This is a genomic window from Frankia sp. AiPa1, from assembly GCF_023243075.1.
Lineage (GTDB): Bacteria > Actinomycetota > Actinomycetes > Frankiales > Frankiaceae > Frankia.
Genome location: NZ_JALKFZ020000098.1, coordinates 1 through 17,814, shown reverse-complemented (window position 1 = coordinate 17,814; position 17,814 = coordinate 1). Strand labels below are relative to the sequence as shown.

At 70.3% G+C, this 17,814-nt stretch carries 13 protein-coding genes; 9 read left to right on the top strand and 4 right to left on the bottom strand.

What is annotated here, in order from left to right:
• Positions 1-172 precede the first annotated feature (172 nt).
• The 7 genes from MXD95_RS08175 to MXD95_RS08145 all read left to right on the top strand — a co-directional run bounded on the left by MXD95_RS08175 (position 173) and on the right by MXD95_RS08145 (position 10,469).
• The gene (locus MXD95_RS08175) at positions 173-529 is read left to right on the top strand and encodes a hypothetical protein (RefSeq protein ID WP_250639938.1); all 357 of its coding nucleotides are present in this window, start codon (positions 173-175) and stop codon (positions 527-529) included.
• A gap of 74 nt (positions 530-603) precedes the next feature.
• Positions 604-1,437 (top strand): hypothetical protein, encoded by an 834-nt coding sequence (locus MXD95_RS08170; RefSeq protein ID WP_250639937.1) that lies wholly within the window; start codon positions 604-606, stop codon positions 1,435-1,437.
• Positions 1,438-1,539: 102 nt separating this feature from the next.
• Positions 1,540-3,027 carry a toll/interleukin-1 receptor domain-containing protein gene (locus MXD95_RS08165; RefSeq protein ID WP_250639936.1) on the top strand — a complete coding sequence of 496 codons (1,488 nt, stop codon included), beginning with the start codon at positions 1,540-1,542 and terminating at the stop codon, positions 3,025-3,027.
• 12 nt (positions 3,028-3,039) lie between these two features.
• Positions 3,040-4,044 (top strand): AAA family ATPase, encoded by a 1,005-nt coding sequence (locus MXD95_RS08160; protein ID WP_250639935.1) that lies wholly within the window; start codon positions 3,040-3,042, stop codon positions 4,042-4,044.
• Positions 4,041-5,177: a hypothetical protein gene (locus MXD95_RS08155; RefSeq protein ID WP_250639934.1), complete on the top strand. Its 1,137-nt coding sequence runs from the start codon at positions 4,041-4,043 to the stop codon at positions 5,175-5,177. The genes MXD95_RS08160 and MXD95_RS08155 overlap by 4 nt, the downstream gene beginning before the upstream one ends.
• A 136-nt stretch (positions 5,178-5,313) precedes the next feature.
• Positions 5,314-9,423: an FHA domain-containing protein gene (locus MXD95_RS28875; protein ID WP_250639933.1), complete on the top strand. Its 4,110-nt coding sequence runs from the start codon at positions 5,314-5,316 to the stop codon at positions 9,421-9,423.
• Positions 9,420-10,469 carry a hypothetical protein gene (locus MXD95_RS08145; RefSeq protein ID WP_250639932.1) on the top strand — a complete coding sequence of 350 codons (1,050 nt, stop codon included), beginning with the start codon at positions 9,420-9,422 and terminating at the stop codon, positions 10,467-10,469. The genes MXD95_RS28875 and MXD95_RS08145 overlap by 4 nt, the downstream gene beginning before the upstream one ends.
• Before the next feature lie 120 nt (positions 10,470-10,589).
• On the opposite strand, the gene MXD95_RS08140 is transcribed toward MXD95_RS08145, so the two are convergent.
• The 3 genes from MXD95_RS08140 to MXD95_RS29570 all read right to left on the bottom strand — a co-directional run bounded on the left by MXD95_RS08140 (position 10,590) and on the right by MXD95_RS29570 (position 15,949).
• A complete protein-coding gene (locus MXD95_RS08140) occupies positions 10,590-13,601 on the bottom strand; it encodes a DUF4407 domain-containing protein (protein WP_250639931.1) in 3,012 nt (1,003 codons plus the stop codon).
• A gap of 128 nt (positions 13,602-13,729) precedes the next feature.
• A complete protein-coding gene (locus MXD95_RS28870; RefSeq protein WP_250639930.1) occupies positions 13,730-15,217 on the bottom strand; it encodes an FHA domain-containing protein in 1,488 nt (495 codons plus the stop codon).
• Positions 15,218-15,538: 321 nt separating this feature from the next.
• Positions 15,539-15,949 (bottom strand): phosphotransferase, encoded by a 411-nt coding sequence (locus tag MXD95_RS29570; RefSeq protein ID WP_250639929.1) that lies wholly within the window; start codon positions 15,947-15,949, stop codon positions 15,539-15,541.
• Between MXD95_RS29570 and MXD95_RS28865 the strand changes: the two genes are divergently transcribed.
• Complete coding sequence (locus MXD95_RS28865; protein WP_250639928.1) at positions 15,926-16,252, top strand: hypothetical protein; 327 nt, start codon at positions 15,926-15,928, stop codon at positions 16,250-16,252. The two genes, MXD95_RS29570 and MXD95_RS28865, sit on opposite strands and share 24 nt — an antisense overlap.
• 107 nt (positions 16,253-16,359) lie before the next feature.
• Here MXD95_RS28865 and MXD95_RS08120 read toward each other — a convergent pair whose 3' ends face one another.
• On the bottom strand, positions 16,360-16,662 hold the full coding sequence (locus MXD95_RS08120) for a nucleotidyltransferase family protein (RefSeq protein WP_250639927.1): 303 nt from the start codon (positions 16,660-16,662) through the stop codon (positions 16,360-16,362).
• 638 nt (positions 16,663-17,300) lie between these two features.
• On the opposite strand from MXD95_RS08120, the gene MXD95_RS08115 reads away from it, so the two are divergent.
• Positions 17,301-17,711, top strand: a complete 411-nt coding sequence (locus MXD95_RS08115; protein WP_250639926.1) for an FKBP-type peptidyl-prolyl cis-trans isomerase — start codon at positions 17,301-17,303, stop codon at positions 17,709-17,711.
• Positions 17,712-17,814 lie beyond the last annotated feature (103 nt).

Genomic DNA, 17,814 nt, shown 5'->3' with positions numbered 1-17,814 from the left:
CCCCCCCCCCCCCCCCCCCCCCCCCCCCCCCCCCCCCCCCCCCCCCCCCCCCCCCCCCCCCCCCCCCCCCCCCCACGCCCGAGCTTTTCGGACAATCGTGCTGATTAGCCGGGAGCGGGCGGCTGCGAGTCAGCTGACATGTGAGCGCACCGGGCGTTCAGCGGGAGGGGCCATGACGGAACCTGGCCGAGTCGAGGACGGCAACATCCTGATCCGGCTCAGTCCCATCCGCAGGATGGGCAGCGGGCTACTCGTCCCGCTCCACCACCTGTTGGCCGCCCCGACCGGCCTGATGTGGATCGGCAGCGATCCGAACTGCACCCTGACCGTCCCCGACCTCGAGCCGTACCAGTACGTCATCAGGCGGCTGTCCGACCGGTCGGTGGCCATCCAGGACAGTGCTGGCGGCGGAATCCGCTATCAGCCACCCGGCCACGTCCATCCGCAGATCAGTAACTCCGTGACTGTGCCGGTCGGTTCCCGGGTCACCGTGGCCAGGTACGAGATCGACGTCCTCGCGCCGTTCTGATCCTCATGGCGCGCGCCGGCGCGCCCACCGACCGGTAACACCAGCGCCGATATCCAGACCTGACGGGGGCGGTCATGTCGACATCTGTTGAGCTCAGATTCGAATGCGTCGGGCAACAACGCGCGCCCATCGCCGCCGCCCTGGCTCCCGGGGACGCGCTGCTCGCCGGCCGCCGCCCCGACTACGAGCAGGTCACAGACCGTCCGCAGAGCAGGCCGCGTGGCACCCACCGCACGGTGGCGCTGACCGCCTCGGCGGCCAGCGGGCTGTCCCGCAGTCATCTGCTGCTCTGGCACACCGACGTCGGGGTTCGGGTACGCAACGTCGGCACGCCTCCCATCCGCTGGCAGGGCTGGGGGCAGGCCGGCCGGGCCGAGTCCGTCACCCGGCATCCCGACGGGGAACTGATCGAGCGGCCACTCGTGACGTTCTGGCTGGCCCACAGTCCTGTCTGGCGGGTCGCGCTGGTAAACCCGGCCGGCGTTTGGCCGGCCGCCGTCACCGCCGGTGAGTGGCGGACCATGCCGGACGAGAGCCGCATCCACGTCGAGGCGTCACAGCTCGAGGCAGTGCTGGCCGTATTCGCCGAGTTCTTCGACTTTCCGGCACGGGCCGAGCCGCGCATCCGCAAGTCGACCGATCTGCCCGGGCGCTACAACACACTGCGGCACCGGCTCGAGCGGCTGTGGCAGACGGCGGTGCGGGACGGCCGCTGGCAGCCACCGGCGGACGAACGCCAGACGTCGGTGACAGAGTCCCTGCTGCGCTTCCTGCTGCGCACCGGCTCGGTCAGCTACGCCGATGTCGCCCGGGCCGTCGCCCTCGGCACCGCAGGCCAGATCGCCCTCATGCGTCCGGTTCCCCTGTGGGCATCAGATGTCTCTTCCGCCGCCGACCGGACCTCGTGACGGCTCCGCCATGACATCGCGCCCATGCACCAGCCGCCGAGGCCGGTGGCTCCGGCCGTGCCCGGACCGGAGCCGGGCCGCATGACGGGGACCGGCTGCGTCGTGTTCATCAGCCACAGCTGCAGGGACGGCGAGCTCGGCGCCGACCTGCACGCGCTCAACGTCCGCAACGCCCTTCGCCGCATGATCAATCGTGAGCTGAAGGCCACGGCGTGGATCGACAAGGATGTCCTCGAGCCGGGTGACCGCTGGCATCAGGAACTCGACTCTGCGATGGCATCCTGCGACGCGGCGGTGGTCCTGCTCAACCAGAACGCTTTGGGTTCGGGATTCCTGCACTATGAGACGGCGGTGCTGTTCAACCGTGCCAGCACCGACAGAAACTTCCGGCTCATCTCGGTGCTGCTGAAGCCACTCGAGGTGAAGGACATTCGAGGCGCCCGCGCCTTCGGGGTCGCGTCGCTCGGCGAGGAACCCATCGACCGCAGCGTCGCGCCCGATCTCAACGGCTGGACGTTCGCAAAGTCACACAGCCTGGCCAGCCTGCCCGTGATTCAGCTGGTCAAGGAGCCGCACGACGCCGATGCCGATGCCGCCAAGCGGATCGACGTCGTGGTCAACGGGGTCCGGCAAGGACTCAGAAGCCTTCAGCCGACCTCCTACCCGCCGACCGACGAGGGTCGTTGGCAGGCATCCGTCGACGGGCTGCTGCGGCGGAGCAGGCTGGCGTCGCACGTCATCAACCATCTCGACGACCTGTCGCAGGATGCCCACCGGCTACCCCTGCCGGCGAAGGCGGAGCTGCTGACCCGGCGAATGTTCGACCAGGGGCTGGACGCCGAGATTGTTCTAGCGCTCAGCGATGCCCTGCGTAACCTGCCCCATCGTGATGCCCCGTATCCTGACACTGCCGCCCTTGTGTACGAACTGCGGCCGCTGTGGGTCACCCATCCGGTCGCCGAGAAGATCCGGGCCGCGTCGGCGGGGCCGGACGCCGCCCGGGTCGTCACCATCGAGGTCGCGGACCCACAGCATGCGAAGCACTGCATTCGGCGAGCGATGCACGACAGTGACAAAATCCAGATTGCGGACCTTCCCGCCTGGCCGGAGCTCGAACCCGAATATGCGGCGGCCGAGACCGACAAATATCTGCGCAGCACCGGATTCGTCAGCCACCCATGGGCGGCGGGTGCCTTCGAGCGGATCGACCAGATGGACCAGATCGGCCAGAAGGTCCGGGGAGTTGGTCAGCGCCGCATCGCCCCCCGCACTCCACCGCTGAACGACACGGCGGGCAGGGGTGACCCAGGGCCGCACTTCGTACTGCTTCCCCCGAACATGCCCCTCGACATCCAACGAGAGGCATTACAGGCAATAGTCGAACGATGGCGAAACGTCACGGCAGTTGTCCTCCATGACCCGCAGCAACCAGGACACGACCCGGACAGGAACGCGCCGTACGCGAAACCAGTGGACACACCCGAAGCACCAGCAATCTTAGCCGACGAACTTCCGGAATCGATGTACAGAATCAACCGTGGCCTGGATAAGATCCTTGACAGGAAATATTCAGAGGCCCGCGCCAATTGAAGGGTGGTAGGCGTGGACGACATTCTCAGGCGTATCGACCGCATGCAGGACGCACCTCGTCCTGACGATGCGATGGAACTGCCGATGGGGGATCGTCGCGACGGCCTCGTCTACCGGCACGACGAGGATCTGCGCACGGTGGTCAAGATAGCGATTGCGACCGGCCGACCGCTGCTGCTGCTCGGCGAGTCCGGCGCCGGGAAATCGGCCTTCGCGCCCTACGTGGCGCGCAATCTGGGCTGGCGCTACTACGAGCACGTCATGACCCGGCGAACCGAGGCTCGGGACCTGCTGTGGACCTTCGACGCGGTCCGTAAGCTGGCCGATGCCCAGAACAGGTCCAGTGAGGAGCTGCGGGACGCCGACTACATCGAACCTGGCGTGCTCTGGTGGGCACTCGACCGCGCCTCCGCCGTGCGGCGCGGCTTGGCCGACGGAGAGCCGCATGTCTCCCCCGCCGAACCGCACGGGGCGTACAACGACGGCCGGGCCGGCCAGGGTGCGGTACTGCTGGCCGACGAGATCGGCAAGGCGTCCGCCGACGTGCTCGACGCCCTGCTCGTGCCGTTCGGCTCCCTGACCTTCCAGGTCAGCGAAACCAACGCCCGGATCGGCCCGCCGAAGAACCGCGGTCAGCTGCTCATCGTGCTCGCCTCCAACGACGACCTTCCGCCCAGCGACGCATTCCGGCGCCGGTGCGTTGTCCATACGCTGCGGGTTCCCGAGCACGTCAGCGACTATGTCGACATTGCCCGCCGGCACCTGGTCGGGCCCGAAGGGGAACTCGACGGTGACCTGCACCAGTTGTGCGTGCAGCTGGCCCAGGAGGTGCACCGGCGGCGGGAGGAGATGGGGGATTCGGGCCGCTCCGGACGTAAGCCGAGTACCGCCGAATATCTCGACGCGGTCGTCGCCTGCAAGCAGCTCGGCATCAAGGTCGACAGCCCGGAATGGCAGGTCATGCGGCGGGCTGTGCTGAGCATTCCGCAGGACGACCCCGGTGGTGAGGCGCGGTGAGAATTCCCGACAATGGCGTGGGCGACCTGGCCCGGGCACTACGCGCCCTGCAGCCCGTCGACGACGCCCAGGCCGCCTTGGCCGCCCGCGTTCTCGGCCTGACGGCCGACCCTGCGGGCGGCCTGCCACCGCAGGCGGTGTTCTCCTCGACGCTACCGGCGCCGTGGACCGAACCGGACGATGACGACGCTGCCCCGTCACGAGCCGCGGGCGGTGCGCCGGTTGCGGGCGGGCCGGTGTCCGTGCCGACGCGGCAGAGCCACCGACGGGGCCCGCCCGCCGACCGTCTGACCGCAGACGGTCTGCCCGCCGACCGTGCCCTGCTGCGACCGTCTTGGTGGGAGATCACCGACGGGCCGACATGGCTGTCCACCTCCGAGCCGCTTCCCGGTGCGACCCAGCTGCCCGGACTTCGCTGGCCGCGGCCGCTGCTTCATCCGGAACTCGGCGACGCCATGGTTGACGAGATGGCCCGGCTCGCCCGGCTCGGCCAGGATCTCGACCTACCGGTCATCGTCAACGAGCTCGCCCGCCGGCGGCTGCCTACACCACTGCCCCGAGTATCGCACCTGGCTCCGGCCACCCGGGTGTGGATGCTGACCGACACCAGCCTCGGCATGCACCCGTTCGTCACCGACCAGCAGGACCTCATCGAGGCGGCGGAACGGGCCGTCGGCGCCGACCGGGTCGACGTCCTGGTGTTCGCCGGCGACCCGAACCGTCTCACCGGCGACCGGACCCACCCGCAGGGCCGCGCGCTGGAGCCACCTGGAACCGACACAGCCGTCATCGTCACGTCCGACCTGGGCCTCGGCGGCCCGATCAATCCCGCCCGGACACCGCCCAGCCGGACAGCAGCACCCCGAACAACGTCCGCACGGCAGTGGGAGCTTCACCCGAAGCAGAGTCCGGCTGCAGCCCGCGCGTGGCGCCAGTTCGCCGACCAGATGACCGCCCTGGGGGTGCCGGTCGTTCTGCTCGTTCCGTTGCCGGCCGAGCGTTGGCGACACCTGCCCGCCATCCAGGGGCTCACGGTCTGTGCCTGGGATCGCTCCGTGACGATGGCGGAGCTGCACGCCCTACTGCAGACCAACCGAACATCGCGCGGGGCTACGGGGGAAAACAATGGCTGATCCAGAAGGGTCGACACATTCTTACGGTTCGCCGAAAACAGTCGGGTCGTCGGACACAGTCGCCATCGGGTTGGCCGGAGGGTCCTCCGCGGGAAAGTCGGCTTTGCTGGCGGGCCTCGGAACGCCGACCTCACCGGTGGTGGAGCGCATCCTGGGCGTCACGCCACCTGCCGTGGTGGAACTGGCGACGCTGCTGTCACCGGCGGTCGAAATCGAGATGGCGCTCATCCGTCAGCTTAGGCTGGACGTGCTGCCCGAGCTGAGCGTCGGCGACGAACACGACCTGTGGTTCAGCTCGCTTGTCTCCCGTCGCGGCAGTCACACAATCACCCTGCGCTTCGATGTTCTCCTCACACTCCGCTCCCGGCTGTGCCAACGTCTGCGCGCCCAGGGCGGCGGCCCTCAGGGCGGCCGCACGGACAGCCGGCCGGTACGGGCCTGGTCGCTCATCCAACAGCTGCACGAGGAGTCGAGCCCGACCGTCCGGATCGAGGAGAAGATCGCCTGGGCGCTCGTCGCCTACGAGCATCCGGCAGCGCGGATCGACGAGATCCTCGCGGACGCGGTGCGCACCCTGACGGAGGACGGCGGTGCGCCGCCCGACCGTGCGGCCGGCAGCCGGCAGCCGGCTGCCGGACTGGACCCGGACAACCGGATGTCGCGGACGGCCGTCGCCCGCTGGGCGACCCAGACCCTGCCGCGGATGCCGCGGGAGGTCCGCCGGACCGTCAGTGCCTGGCTGCTGGACCAGCTCGCTCACCGCCACCTGCAGCTGCCGCAGCCGACCGGCAGCGCGCCGCCACCGGGCCGGCTCGACGTTGCCCCGGTGCTTACGGAGCTGTCCGACATCGTGGTGCCGGTGCAGTACAGCAACGGCAGCCTGATCTTCTACGGGATGCGACACAGCGCGGAGTACATCGAGGTTCCTGACACCGACCCGGTCATTCTGACCGCGTTCTGGGACTCCCCCACCGGCTGGCGGGAACTGACCATCCACCTCACCGGCGACGACGAGGCCAGAATCCCACTGACCGACGCGGAACCGGCCGGCTGGGCCGCACCCGGCGCCGATCCACCTGGCCCGCGGCCGGCGGTCGTCGGACTGCGTACCCTGCGCGGCGCCGTGTACGAGCTACCCGGCCCGATGACGGAACCAGGCCGAGCGGAACCGGGACGCGGCGGGCCTTACCTGGGGGAGGTCGAGGCCCCGACCAGCTCTGAGGTGGCCCGACTGCGCGCCGCCTGCGCCGAAATGCGCTGGGTGGACGAGCAGACGCCGGTGGCACCGGCCTGTTTTGTGCGGGGAAAGCAGGTGGTGGTGCTGGCCCCGCCGGGAGACCGGGCGCGGCGGCAGGTGCGGCTGCGCCGCAGCTACCCGTGGCAGTGGGAGATCCCCGGCCGACTCACCCCTGATCCGGGCAGCGGCGGGGAGCTGATGGTCCTGCATGATGTCCGGCCGCCGGGCGACGCGCGACCGTTCGCCTACGGTGGTCGCCCGCCGGGACCCGGCTCCCGGGTACTGGTGCTGGCCGCGCCGGAACCCGGGCGGCATGTCGTACTTCCCGCCCGGGTGGTCGGCTCAGCCGGACCGGCCGGACTCGACCTGGAAATCCAACGGCCGCGCCAGCCCGGCTGGTCCGCAGGAGACCTGCGCGGCGCGGTGGTCGCCGACGGCGAGCGGGTCGTCGGCTTCTGCCGCGACATCCAGGACGGCGATCCCTACCAGGTTCGCACGGTCGGCCCCACCCTGGTGATCGTGCCAGCCGCGGACGGCGGCCCGGAGCTCGACGCGGCCGCGGGAGCGGGCGAGCGGCCCGTGGCCGACGACCGGGTGCGGCTGCCGGCGGTGCCCGTTCCTCAGCTGCCAGCCGCCGCAGGGCGGCAGATCGTCATCGTCGTGGGCGTGGAGCGCACCGACCTGCCGGGCATCGTCCGCGTCGACGGCGCGGCCGCCCGAGTCGCCCGGTTCGTCCGCTGGTTGCGCTCCCGCGGCGCGCCGGACCGCGACATCACCGTGCTGTGCAGCCCACTGTCGCGCAACGCGGCGCAGCTCGAGGACCTGGGGATCGTCCCCCAGCCAGCCAGCCGGGAGGCATTCCGGCGCACGGTGCGGTCATTGCGGTCCGCCGGCGACATCGGTGTCGTCTGGCTGTTCTGGGTCGGGCCCGGCGTCACCGATTCCGCCGGTTACGCGCAGCGGCTGTTCTACGCCGACGCCACCCGCGACGACGAGGTCAGCCTCGACCTCGAGGATTTCATCCGGACCGTCCGCACGACCTCGCTGCCCTCGGCCCGGCAGGTCCTGCTCACCGTCGATCTGCGCGGCACCGATTTCACGGACGTCCTCGACCTGGCCGAGGGCGACGACCCTGCCGACCGCCTTCCGCACGAGTCGCTCGGCCACGGCACGAAGGTGCGTAACCGGCTGGTCTCCAGCCTGGTCGCGATCGACCCGGCCAGCGGCGGGCCCCGGTTCGGCGCTACGGCCCCGCGGGCCGGCCAGGACGACTTCTCCACCGCGCTGCTCGACGTCCTCGAGGCGGATCCCACAACCTACTGGCCGCCGGATCCGGCTACGCTGCGCGATGCCGTGCACGCCCGTCTGTCCCGGCAGGCAGACCTGCGCCGACTGCGGTTTCTCTGCCGGGATCCCGGTGACCCGCGCGAGCGGATCATGCTTTTGCTCGGGCCGGGCCCCGCGCCCAGATCGGACCTGATCCCCGCGCTCCTCCTGCACCCCGAAGCAGCCGGTTCCGGCGCCGCCCGCGGGGAACCGGTGGCGGTGCCCGCGGACGGCGGGCAGCTCAGCCGGGAGCCGATCGACGGTTCTCACCTGCTCACCCTGGTCATACCGCAGCCGGAGATCTCCCGCCCGCACTGCCAGATCGTCCCGACGGCCGATCGCGGCTGGCTGGTCCGCGACCTCGCCTCCCTCAACGGCACGTTCGTCAACGGCGCGCGGGTGCTGCGCTCGCCGTTGCATCCTGGTGACATCCTCGGCCTAGGCCGTACCGTGCACTTCCGCGTTGCGGCGCCACCGTCGGTGGGCGAAGACCCTGGCTGGGGCAGGTATGTCGGCGCTGAGACGGACGCCGACGCCGGCACAGCCGGCACAGCATCTGGCCTTTCGGCCGAGGACGACGCCAGCACGACGGAGCACGCCGCTGTGGCGGCCGATGCTGGCATCGCGACCGACGCGGACCTGATCTCCCGGCGGCGCGCGGCCTCCGGCGGCCGTGCCGGCAACCGGCCCGGCCGCCGGCACGGCGACATCATCGGTGGCCGCTGGCAGATCATCGACCGGCTGTCCGCTGCGCCCCACCGCGCCCATGTGCAGGTCTGGCGCAGCGCCGACACCCGAGGCATGCAGCCGCCGACCGTCATGAAGATCATCGATGCCGCCGTGGCCAGCGAACAACGCGCCGATCTGATCCGTTCCGCCTGGGCGGCAATGGACGTCCACCTGATCAGCCAGTACGTCAGCGAGATCCTCGACCGCGGGTGGGACCCCTCGGACTCCCTGTGGTCGGTCATCCCCCTCTACACCGGAGGCAGCCTCGCCAGCTACTACCGTGACCGGCCCCGGCGCTCGCTGCGGCAGATCTGTGCGCTCGGCGGTTGTGTCCTCTCGGCGCTGACGGTCGCGGCCAGGACGGGCGTCGTCCCGCACGGCGACCTCCATCCCTCGAACATCCTGCTCGACCCGACCAATCCTTTGGGCACCTCGCTCGCCGGCCGCTACGCCGGCCAGGCAGCGCCCGGCGAGCTACCCGTCCGGCTCGTCGACTGGGGCGAGGTCTGGCTGTGCAACGCCCTTGACGACCCGCGCCGAGACGATCTGCGCCGGCTGTGGTGGAGCCCCGAGCAGCGCCGCGGAAGGCCGATCGACGCCCGCACCGACCTGTACGGTCTGGGCGTCCTGCTGTACTGGGCATGCAGCGGGCAACTGCCGTTCGCCGTCGAACTGGGCGAGGCCGATTTCACCGTCGAACGCATCGAAGGCCTGCAACGCAACGGCCGCGAACCCGAACCGCTGCACAGTCTGCTGCCGGCAGTCCCGGAAGCGTTCGGTCGCCTGGTCAACCAGCTCCTGGCCTACACGCCGGATGACCGTGCACCGGACAGCGGCGGGCTACCGCACGACGGCGAGCTGGCTGCCGACGTCCAGGGGACCCTGGCTGACGTGGCCGAGACCGTCGCGCGGGTCGACATCCTGATCGACACCTTCGACGGAGGAGAGCGTTGAGGCCACTCATCGCCGTCATCGGCAGCCTCGTGGACGGCCAGGCGTTCCGGCCGGCGGTCACCGACGTCGAGCGTGGCCAGCGGGCCTGCGCCGATCTCGGCCGCGAGCTGGCCATGGCCGGCTGCGACCTGCTGGTGTACGACAGCCGGCCGAAGTTCGTCGAGGCCCATGTTGTGCGCGGTTATGTCGCGGCCGGACCGGCCCCGGACCGGTCCATCCACGTGCGGCTTCCCCTGCACAAACCGGTCGAGTTTCCAGAGATGGAGCAGAAACCGGAACTGTTCCAGATACAGCCCCAGGATGCCTCATCCTGGGATGTGCCGTTCCTGCGTTCGTTGACGAACGCGGACGGCCTGCTGCTCATCGGCGGCGGCCGGTCGACCGTCGTCGCCGGAATGATCGCGCTCACCCTCGGCAAACCGATGATCGTCGCGGCCCAGTTCGGCGGCGGCGCGTCCATGGTGTGGCGGGAGATGCACGGGGACAGTGGCGAGGCCACCGAGGACGAACTGCGGGAGATGGCGGCGCAGTGGTCGGACACGTCAGCACGCCGACTGGTCGCCGGTCTGTCCGCCCAGGCGGAACGCCGCGCGGCCCGGGCCGCCGCCGAACAGGCCGCGCAGCGCCGCACCGCCCGCCGATCGTCCATCAGCCTGCTGGTCGCCGCGTTGCTGCTGCTCGCCGCGATCGCGGTCATCCCGGTCGCCTGGGCGGCGCGGCCCGGCAGTGGCGGCAGCCTCGCTCTGCTGCTCGCCGCACCCATTCTCGCCGCCATGTCCGGGGCGCTGATCCGCAACTCCTACGAGCAGAACAGCGAGTGGATCAAGGCCGGGGTACGGGGGCTCGCCGCCGGCGCGATCTCGTTCCTGCTGTTCGTCGCCTCCCAGATCGCCGGCACCCCCGACCTGCTCGACGGCAGCGGCGCCCGAAGGCTGCTGTTCTACGTCCTGCCGATCGGCTTCGTCGGCGGCCTGACCTTCGACGCCGTCTACGCCCGGCTGCGCAGCGCCGACGTCGCGGACGTCTCCCCCATCGTGCGTCCCTGAGCACTCTGGCGTGCTGCTCCGGGACCGAGACCGGGGGCCAGGCCCCGCATCCAGCCCGCTGACAGGTGCGCGCGCTCCGTCGGCGGGCTGGGACGGCGGGCTGGGACGGCGGGCAGCGGGTCACCCGCGCTCGGGCCGATCGTCCTCGGACATCGTCCGGCCGGTGGGCGCATGCCTGTGGGCCCCCCACACGCCGCCGTCGGTGTAGTCGTCGTCCCCTTCGTCCGAGGTCGGGGCAGCGCCCACCATGATCTCCCCGGCGGTGTACCGGATCAGCTGGGCGACCTCCTCGGCGATGGCTCCGACCCGGTCGCGGGCCGCCGCCAGCACCTCGCCGTTCGGTACGCCCGGCATCCGGTCCTCAGCCCGGTAGGACAACAGCTGGGTGGCGAAGCGCCCGACCGAGACCGGCGTCCCCGGCACCAGGTTGTCCAGGGCTTCCGGTGGCTGGCCGCGGCTCTGGACGGCCTCGACCTCCGTCTCGGTGAACGGCGACACCTCGTTCTCGAACGGGAGCATCCCGGACACCAGCCAGTAGAGCAGGCACCCCACGGAGTAGAGGTCGGAACGCGGATCCGGCCGTCGGCTCACCCGCTGCTCCGGAGAGCGCCACAGCATCGAACCGGTCACGGTCGGGGCGAGCTGTGCGGCCATCACCGTCCACAGCTTGGAGACGGCCCAGTCGATCACGCGGATCCGCAGGTCGATGAAGACCGGAAGATCATCGACCTGCCGCTCCACCGTGTCCTCCACGACGATGTTGGTCGCCTTGATGTCTCCGTGCGCCCTGCGGGGCTGGCTCTCCAACGCCTCCAGCACATGGTCGACCACGGCCAGGACCTGCCGCAGCGGCCGCACCGGCACCTCGTTGGGCATGTACCGCGCCAGGCTGCCCAGGGCGTAGTAGGGCATCACCATCCAGAGGAGATTCTGCTGGTCGCCGCTGTCGAGGATCTTCACGACGTACTTGTGCTCCCCGACCTGCATATCGGCCAGGGCCCGCTCCCGCGCCCGGCGCGCGTTGGCGTCATCCGGCACCACCGTGGTCTTCACGACGACGTCACCCTTGTGCCTACCGGTGATGTCTCGCCCGAGCCAGATTTCGCTTGGCGCCTGGGCCCGCTCACCCCTGGGGAGATTGCGCTCCTTGAGTAGCCATCGGCTACCGAGGATCTCGCCTGGAACCAGGTCGGCCCGCGGCGGTGGCGTCCGAGGCGGCATCTGCCCGGTAGGGCCGGTCGGCCCGCGCGGCGGTATCGGGATACCAAGTGCGGCCATGGCCTGCTCGTGCGCGCGCTGTGCCTCCGCCACCTTGCGCGTGTTCTCCAGGTCGATCAGCAGCATGGCAACGGCCGCGTCCGAGGTCAGCTGCCGGTGGCGCGTCTGGAAGGCAAGCTGATCCTCCGCCGCCCGGAGCGCCGCCTTGTCCACCAAACCCCGTCTCTCCGCCTCGCTCTCATGGAATCGGGTCAGGTGGCGGGCCTCGTCCTCGGCATCGACCCGCTCCGCCCGCCGAACATCCTTCTTGTCTCGGTTCTCCAGGTTCCGCAGCAGGCGGTCGCGCTCCACATCCTCATCCCGGACGCTCACCGACCCGTCCGTCCGCAGCACACGGCGGACCCGGCGGGCCATGAGCAGCTCGTAGGGGCTGTTTCGGCTGGAGAGCTTGACCAGCAGGACCGCGATGTCGAGCAGGATGAACAGGACAACCACCAGCAGATAACGCACCATGGCGGCCTTGCTGTGCAGCAGTACCTGCCACAGGGCGGACTCCTGGTTCAGGACGCCGCCGACCTGCGGTGGATGTGCCTTCAGATCGCGGATCTTGCCGTCCTGCTCGCCGTCGATCGTCCGTTCGCTCGCGGCCTTCTGCGCAAGATCGTTGGTCAGCTGTGTGTTCGCCGCGCTCTGGCGGGCCACGGCGGCGTTGTAGGCGACCAGCAGTCGTCCGCATTCGTCGCCGCAGCCCACCTGCCCGGTCGGGCCCTGGCCGGAGCGCTCCCGCTCCACCGCCGCCCCGGTGGTGTTGACATCGGTGTTCGCGGTGTCGAGCTGATCGCGGTCGGTCTGGATGTGGGTGCCGAGGTCGTTCTTACGCTGCTGGCGCTCCGCGTTCACCGCGTCGATGCTGTTCTGCAACTGGACGCTCCGCACCCTGGTCAGTGCGCCGTCGATCTCGTGCTGGAACATTTTCAGCGTCAGGGGATGCGTGACCACCGCCGCGGTGACCAGGGCGATGATGATGCGCACGATGTACCCGGTCGCCCGGGTCGGCCCGAGCGGCGCGGCTGTCGAATCTTCCAGGCCGGCCAGGTTGATGTTGACGTACGAGAGCAGCATTCGGTCATAGAGCATGATCGCCGCGGCGACCAGCATGCCACCGAGCACCCAGGGCCAGATCCCACCTCCGGTCGCGATCATCAGGAAGATCGTGAAACCGGCGGTCGCGAACGTCCCGTACAGCAGCATCGCCAGTGCCGCCGTCACGTACCGCGTGCGGTCCACGCTGTTGTTGATCAGCGCGGGGTCGATGCCGCCCAGCCGCAGCAGCATCGCCGACGGCGACCAGAGTGATGGTTGCGGCGTCGAACGCCGCGCTCGTGACCGGCGAGAACGCCGGCGGCGATGCCGACGGTCGGACGCCGCGTCGCCTGCCTGGCCGTCGCTCGGCCGGGCACCCGCCGCAGGTGGGTGCGCCCCGCCCGTTCCCTCGCCTGCCTGGGTTGCACCGCCGGCCGGGTCACCCGCGGCGCCGTGGCCCGAGCGGTCGTCGAATCCCAGGCCAGAGGGGATCTCCGTAGCCGCATCATGATCGACGCCGCTGCCCGCCTGTCCACTGGCACCGGCCGCCGGGGTGGCGCGCCACGTGCCGGTCAACTCGGACGTGAGGTCCGGCACCTCGTCGGGCAACGAGCCTCCGGGCCAGCGTGAGGCGCCATCGTCACGCCCGTCACGGCGCCGGTCGCCCCACCGGTCATCGTCGTGGCGGTGGTCGCCGTTTCCGCGAAAATCGTCGTCGCCACGATAGTGGTCATCGTGGCGGTCACTATGGCTGGAACGGTCACCGTTGGCGCGGCGGTCATTGTGAAGGTCATGGTGCCGGTCCGGCGGAGCCTGCTGCAACTGAGTCACCAACGGCACGTCTTCGCCGTGCTCGGTGTCGGGACCGTCCGAACGCCGCGCGTCAGAGGACGGCAGGTGTTTGTGGCGGGAGGCCGGATCCAACTCCGGCCCGTGCGCCTCGTCGTCCGGAGACCACACTACGCCCGTCCCCTTACCTCACGAGGATTGTCCACGTGGTCGTCCGGATGCAGGTCGCCCACAATGAACTGCAGATAGAGCGACATGCCGAGCCGGATCACGTCGCCACTCGCCAGCGCACCCGTCTCCACCACCCGCTCGCCGTTGACATACGTGCCGTTGCGGGAATCGAGATCCTGAATGCTCCAGCCCTTCGGCGTAGGAGTGATGCGCGCGTGCCTGCTCGAGACCGCGTCCTCGCGAATGGTGATGGACGCCTGTTCGGACCGGCCGATGACGCCGCCAGCGGCCGGCAGGCCGCCCAGCACCTCCCGACCGGCCCCGCGCTCGGTGTCGCGCACGCCGGGCAGCCGATACAGCCACACGGCCGAGGGTGGCGTCCGACGCCGCGTAGACCCCGACTGCCGCCCCACGGGCTCGCCGGCGGCGGGGAGGTGCGCCACCGCGCCGGAGAGTGCCGCCGGGTCGGCGTGCGCGGCATCCCGTCGCCGGCCCTGTTCCGGCGTGGGGCGGGAGGTGGCCTCGTCCCGCCCGCCGGGGGGCGGCAACGCCGTCTGCCGCTCGGCCATCCGGCCGGCGGCCTCGTCCCGCATACCGGTGGACAGCACCCTCGCCTGCAGGCCGGCCCTGCGCTCCAGCCGTTCCAACTCGCCCTGCAGCGCCGCGCGTGCCGCCTCCCGGGCGCGGTCCTGGGCCTGCCTGGCCTCGAGGGCCGGATCGACCCGCGCCACCGGTTCCGGGGCCAGACCGATCGGGCCCTCGGCAGCGACCGGGCCGGCTCCGGTGGGCTCCGCGGAGCCGGCCGGAAGCAGCGCGCGGGGCCGGCCCGGCGCGGACGTCCGCCTGACGTCGGCCGAGCCCCCCGGTCGCTCCGCTCCCGATGCGTCCACCCGGGGATTTTCCGACCGGGATTCCTCTGCTCCGGGTTCCTCCGCCCGGGATTCGCCCGCCCGTAGCGCGGCGGTGTGCCGGCGGTCGGGCGGCTGCCAGGAGGCGTCCACCTCCATCAGCCAGATCTCGTCGGGTGCAATCGCTCGGCCGGAGGACACGATGACGGCCCGTGGAACGACCACCCCGCCGCTCCTGCCGCCCCGCCTGCCTCCGAACGGCAACCAGCGGCCCTGGCCTCGACCATCCGCCAAGGGCTCGAACGCCCCCAGCACGCTGCCATGCCCACCAAGTGCGTCCGCCGTCTCCGCGGCGGTGAACACCGCGACCCGCAGCGGCGGACGGCGCCGCCGCGGCCATGGCCACGGGTGCAGGGAGGACGCGGCCATGGTGGCGACCCCGTCCTCGATCGCCGACCGCAGCGTCTCCGCCCCGATCGGATGAGCCACGGTCACTTTCAGGATGCGCATCGGCTCGGGCGCGCCGGCCTCATCCGGCACTGCCAGACCAGCGTGCCGCGCCTGACCGGCGCGCCACAAGACGATGATCGCCACCACACCACAGGCCAGCACAAAAAGGATGAAAATACCGGCTCGCACCGCAGCCTCACCGCACCTCTCATACCTGTGACTGTCGGACGCGCGAGCCGATGACGGGAGGGCAGCCGTGCCCTTGGCACCGAGCGCCTATCCCACGAGATCCGCCCGCCGAAGGAGCGCCGCCTGTCCGAGCGGTCCGGGATCCGCCGTCATCAACACCTGGACAGGCACCGGGGATGGGAGAAAGGATCCGGCACTGACACCTGGGACGGGCCATGCCGCCGAACCTGGAACCTGTACGCTCCCGCGTCAGGGTGCACCATCACGTCCCCCGATCTGCGGCGGTGATGGTATCCGCCCGGAACGATTCTACCCATACGTTCAGTCGCATTCGACTGGCATAACAGCATCGCAGGGCAGGTACGCAGCCTGCTTCACCACGAACAGGGCGGCCGCCGAATGCAGGGCGACTGGAACCACGGCCATGCCCATTACCGCTGCCGGTACCCGCCGGAGTACGCCCTGGCCAACCACATCCAACCGCCCCCTGAGCGTCCACGTCCGCGAGGACACCGTTCTCCCCGCACTCGACGACTGGCTCGCCGTCGCCTCGTCAGCCGCCGCGTATGCGGCGAAGAAGCGTGCGGCCGCGGCCGCCGGCAGCAGCACCCAGGCGGCCGCCAGGTCCGACGCCGGGTCGGCGGCGAACAGGTCGCCGAAGTCGACAACGCCCGCCAGCCTCCCGTCCGCGATGACGACGTTCGCGGGATGCAGGTCGCCGTGCACCCACACCGGTGGACCCTCCCACGCGGGGGCCGCGACGGCGTCGTCCCAGACGGCCCGGACGTCGGCGGCGTCGGAGCCGATCGCGTCAGCACGGATATCGGTACCACCTACGCGACGGTCGCGTATTCCAACGACCGGCGGCGTGAGCTGCCATGGGAGTCGATCACTGTGATTCCGCCATCCTTTGGCCGCGACCACGAGCCGATCGTCGCAGATGGCCAGGCCGCCGCGTTCCAGCCCTCCGTGGGCTCAGGTGCCCTCACCGACAGAGGCGAGAACCCGGCGCAGGTCGGCGGCAAACTGGGGTAGCTGTTCCCTGGCGCTGCCGATCCGCCTCCAGGCCGCCGGTGGTGATTCCGTCGGTGAGTCTCTGCGCCTGGTCGGCTGCCTCGATCATCTTACCGAGCAGGATGGCGTCACGCCGCATACACGGGCCGTGCTTCAGCCAGGACGGACGACCGTAGCAACGGGTGGAGCCCGCGGACGGAGACCAGATCGACGGGCCGGCCGAACAGATCGGCGAGGTCATCGGCGAGCTGCTCGATGTCCCAGCCCAGACGCCGGCCAGGCTGAAGGGTGTACAGGATGTCGATGTCGCTGTCGGCGGTCGCGGTGCCGCGCGCCTGAGAGCCGAACAGCTGGAGTTCGGCGATCCCGTACCGATCGCAGATCGCGGCCAGGCGGGCCTCGTCGATCTCCGCTCCCGCGATGAACCTCACCAGGCAAGGGTAGCCACAGGCGTCGCGCGACGGCGCCGGCCGGGTGGTCGTGGCGTGGTCGCTTCTCGACGCCCTGACATGGAACGCTTTCGGGCTGATGGCGCTTCGCATGCGCGGGCACACGGCGAAGGAAGTAGAGCTGATTGATCTTCCTCGGTCGTTGCTCGCAGGTCAGTTGGTACGGCGGCTTGGCCGGGCTGGGCCTGGTGGCGCTGCGTGGCGAAAGCTCGCGCGGGGTGCGCGGCGCTCATCTGCGGTCGAGGTCGGTCGTCACGTGCTGGACGGACCACCGGTGGCTGCGGCTCTCTCGTGGGCGATCATCACGTGATGATCGCTCGTGTCCGGTGCGGTGTGTGGCGGCGGCCAGGTCGGGCGCGGCGGGAGAACCACAGTCGACCGGTCAAGCGCTGGTCTCTCGGCGGTTGCCACTAGATAGGCCGCTGATCGGCCGCCGCGAGGGCCGTCGAGCGAGCAGGGTCGAACGTGAGTCCAGGAGGTAGGTCGACTGACATACTTCTTGGAGATCCCCGTTTCTGCCCGCGTGGGGCGCGACGGTCCGTGACGCCGGGCTGCTCGGCTCTACCAGGGCCGAGCGGCCGCCGCGCGGGGTGGTCCATCAGCGAGGAAAGGCTGGCCGCATGGGCGTAACGATTGAAACCATTTCGCCGGGGGACAGTAAGAACTTCCCCAAGAAGGGGGACGAGGTGGCGTTTCACTATGTCGCCACCTTCCTCACTGTCGGGAAGAACGACTGGATCGGCGGCGGCAACCCGCAGCCCGGCGATAAGTTCGACTCGTCCCATGATCGACCGGGCGACAGGCCGCACGCCCACGTGATCGGTACCGCCCCGCTCTATGGGCTCAGGGGGTGGGATGAGGGTTTCCCCCAGCTGTCGCTCGGCGAAAAGGCTCTGCTCGACATCACATCTGACTACGCGTTCGGCCACGACGGCCGTGCGCCCATCATTCCGCCCGACTCCGACGTCCGCTACGAAGTGGAACTACTCGATATAAAGTCGAGAGGACAATGGCTGCTGCACGGCCGATAGGATCTCGGCTCCGGCCGCTCATCAGCAGTTCTCGGCACGTGCCGTGATGACGAACGGGAAGGGCAGGCTCCGCGCGGCGGCGACCGCGTGGGAGACCCGCTCC

Coding starts and splice junctions, on each gene's coding strand:
- MXD95_RS08175 (WP_250639938.1), top strand. CDS start 173: ATGACGGAACCTGGCCGAGTCGAGGACGGCAACATCCTGATCCGGCTC.
- MXD95_RS08170 (WP_250639937.1), top strand. CDS start 604: ATGTCGACATCTGTTGAGCTCAGATTCGAATGCGTCGGGCAACAACGC.
- MXD95_RS28865 (WP_250639928.1), top strand. CDS start 15,926: ATGCAGGTCGCCGTGCACCCACACCGGTGGACCCTCCCACGCGGGGGC.
- MXD95_RS08115 (WP_250639926.1), top strand. CDS start 17,301: ATGGGCGTAACGATTGAAACCATTTCGCCGGGGGACAGTAAGAACTTC.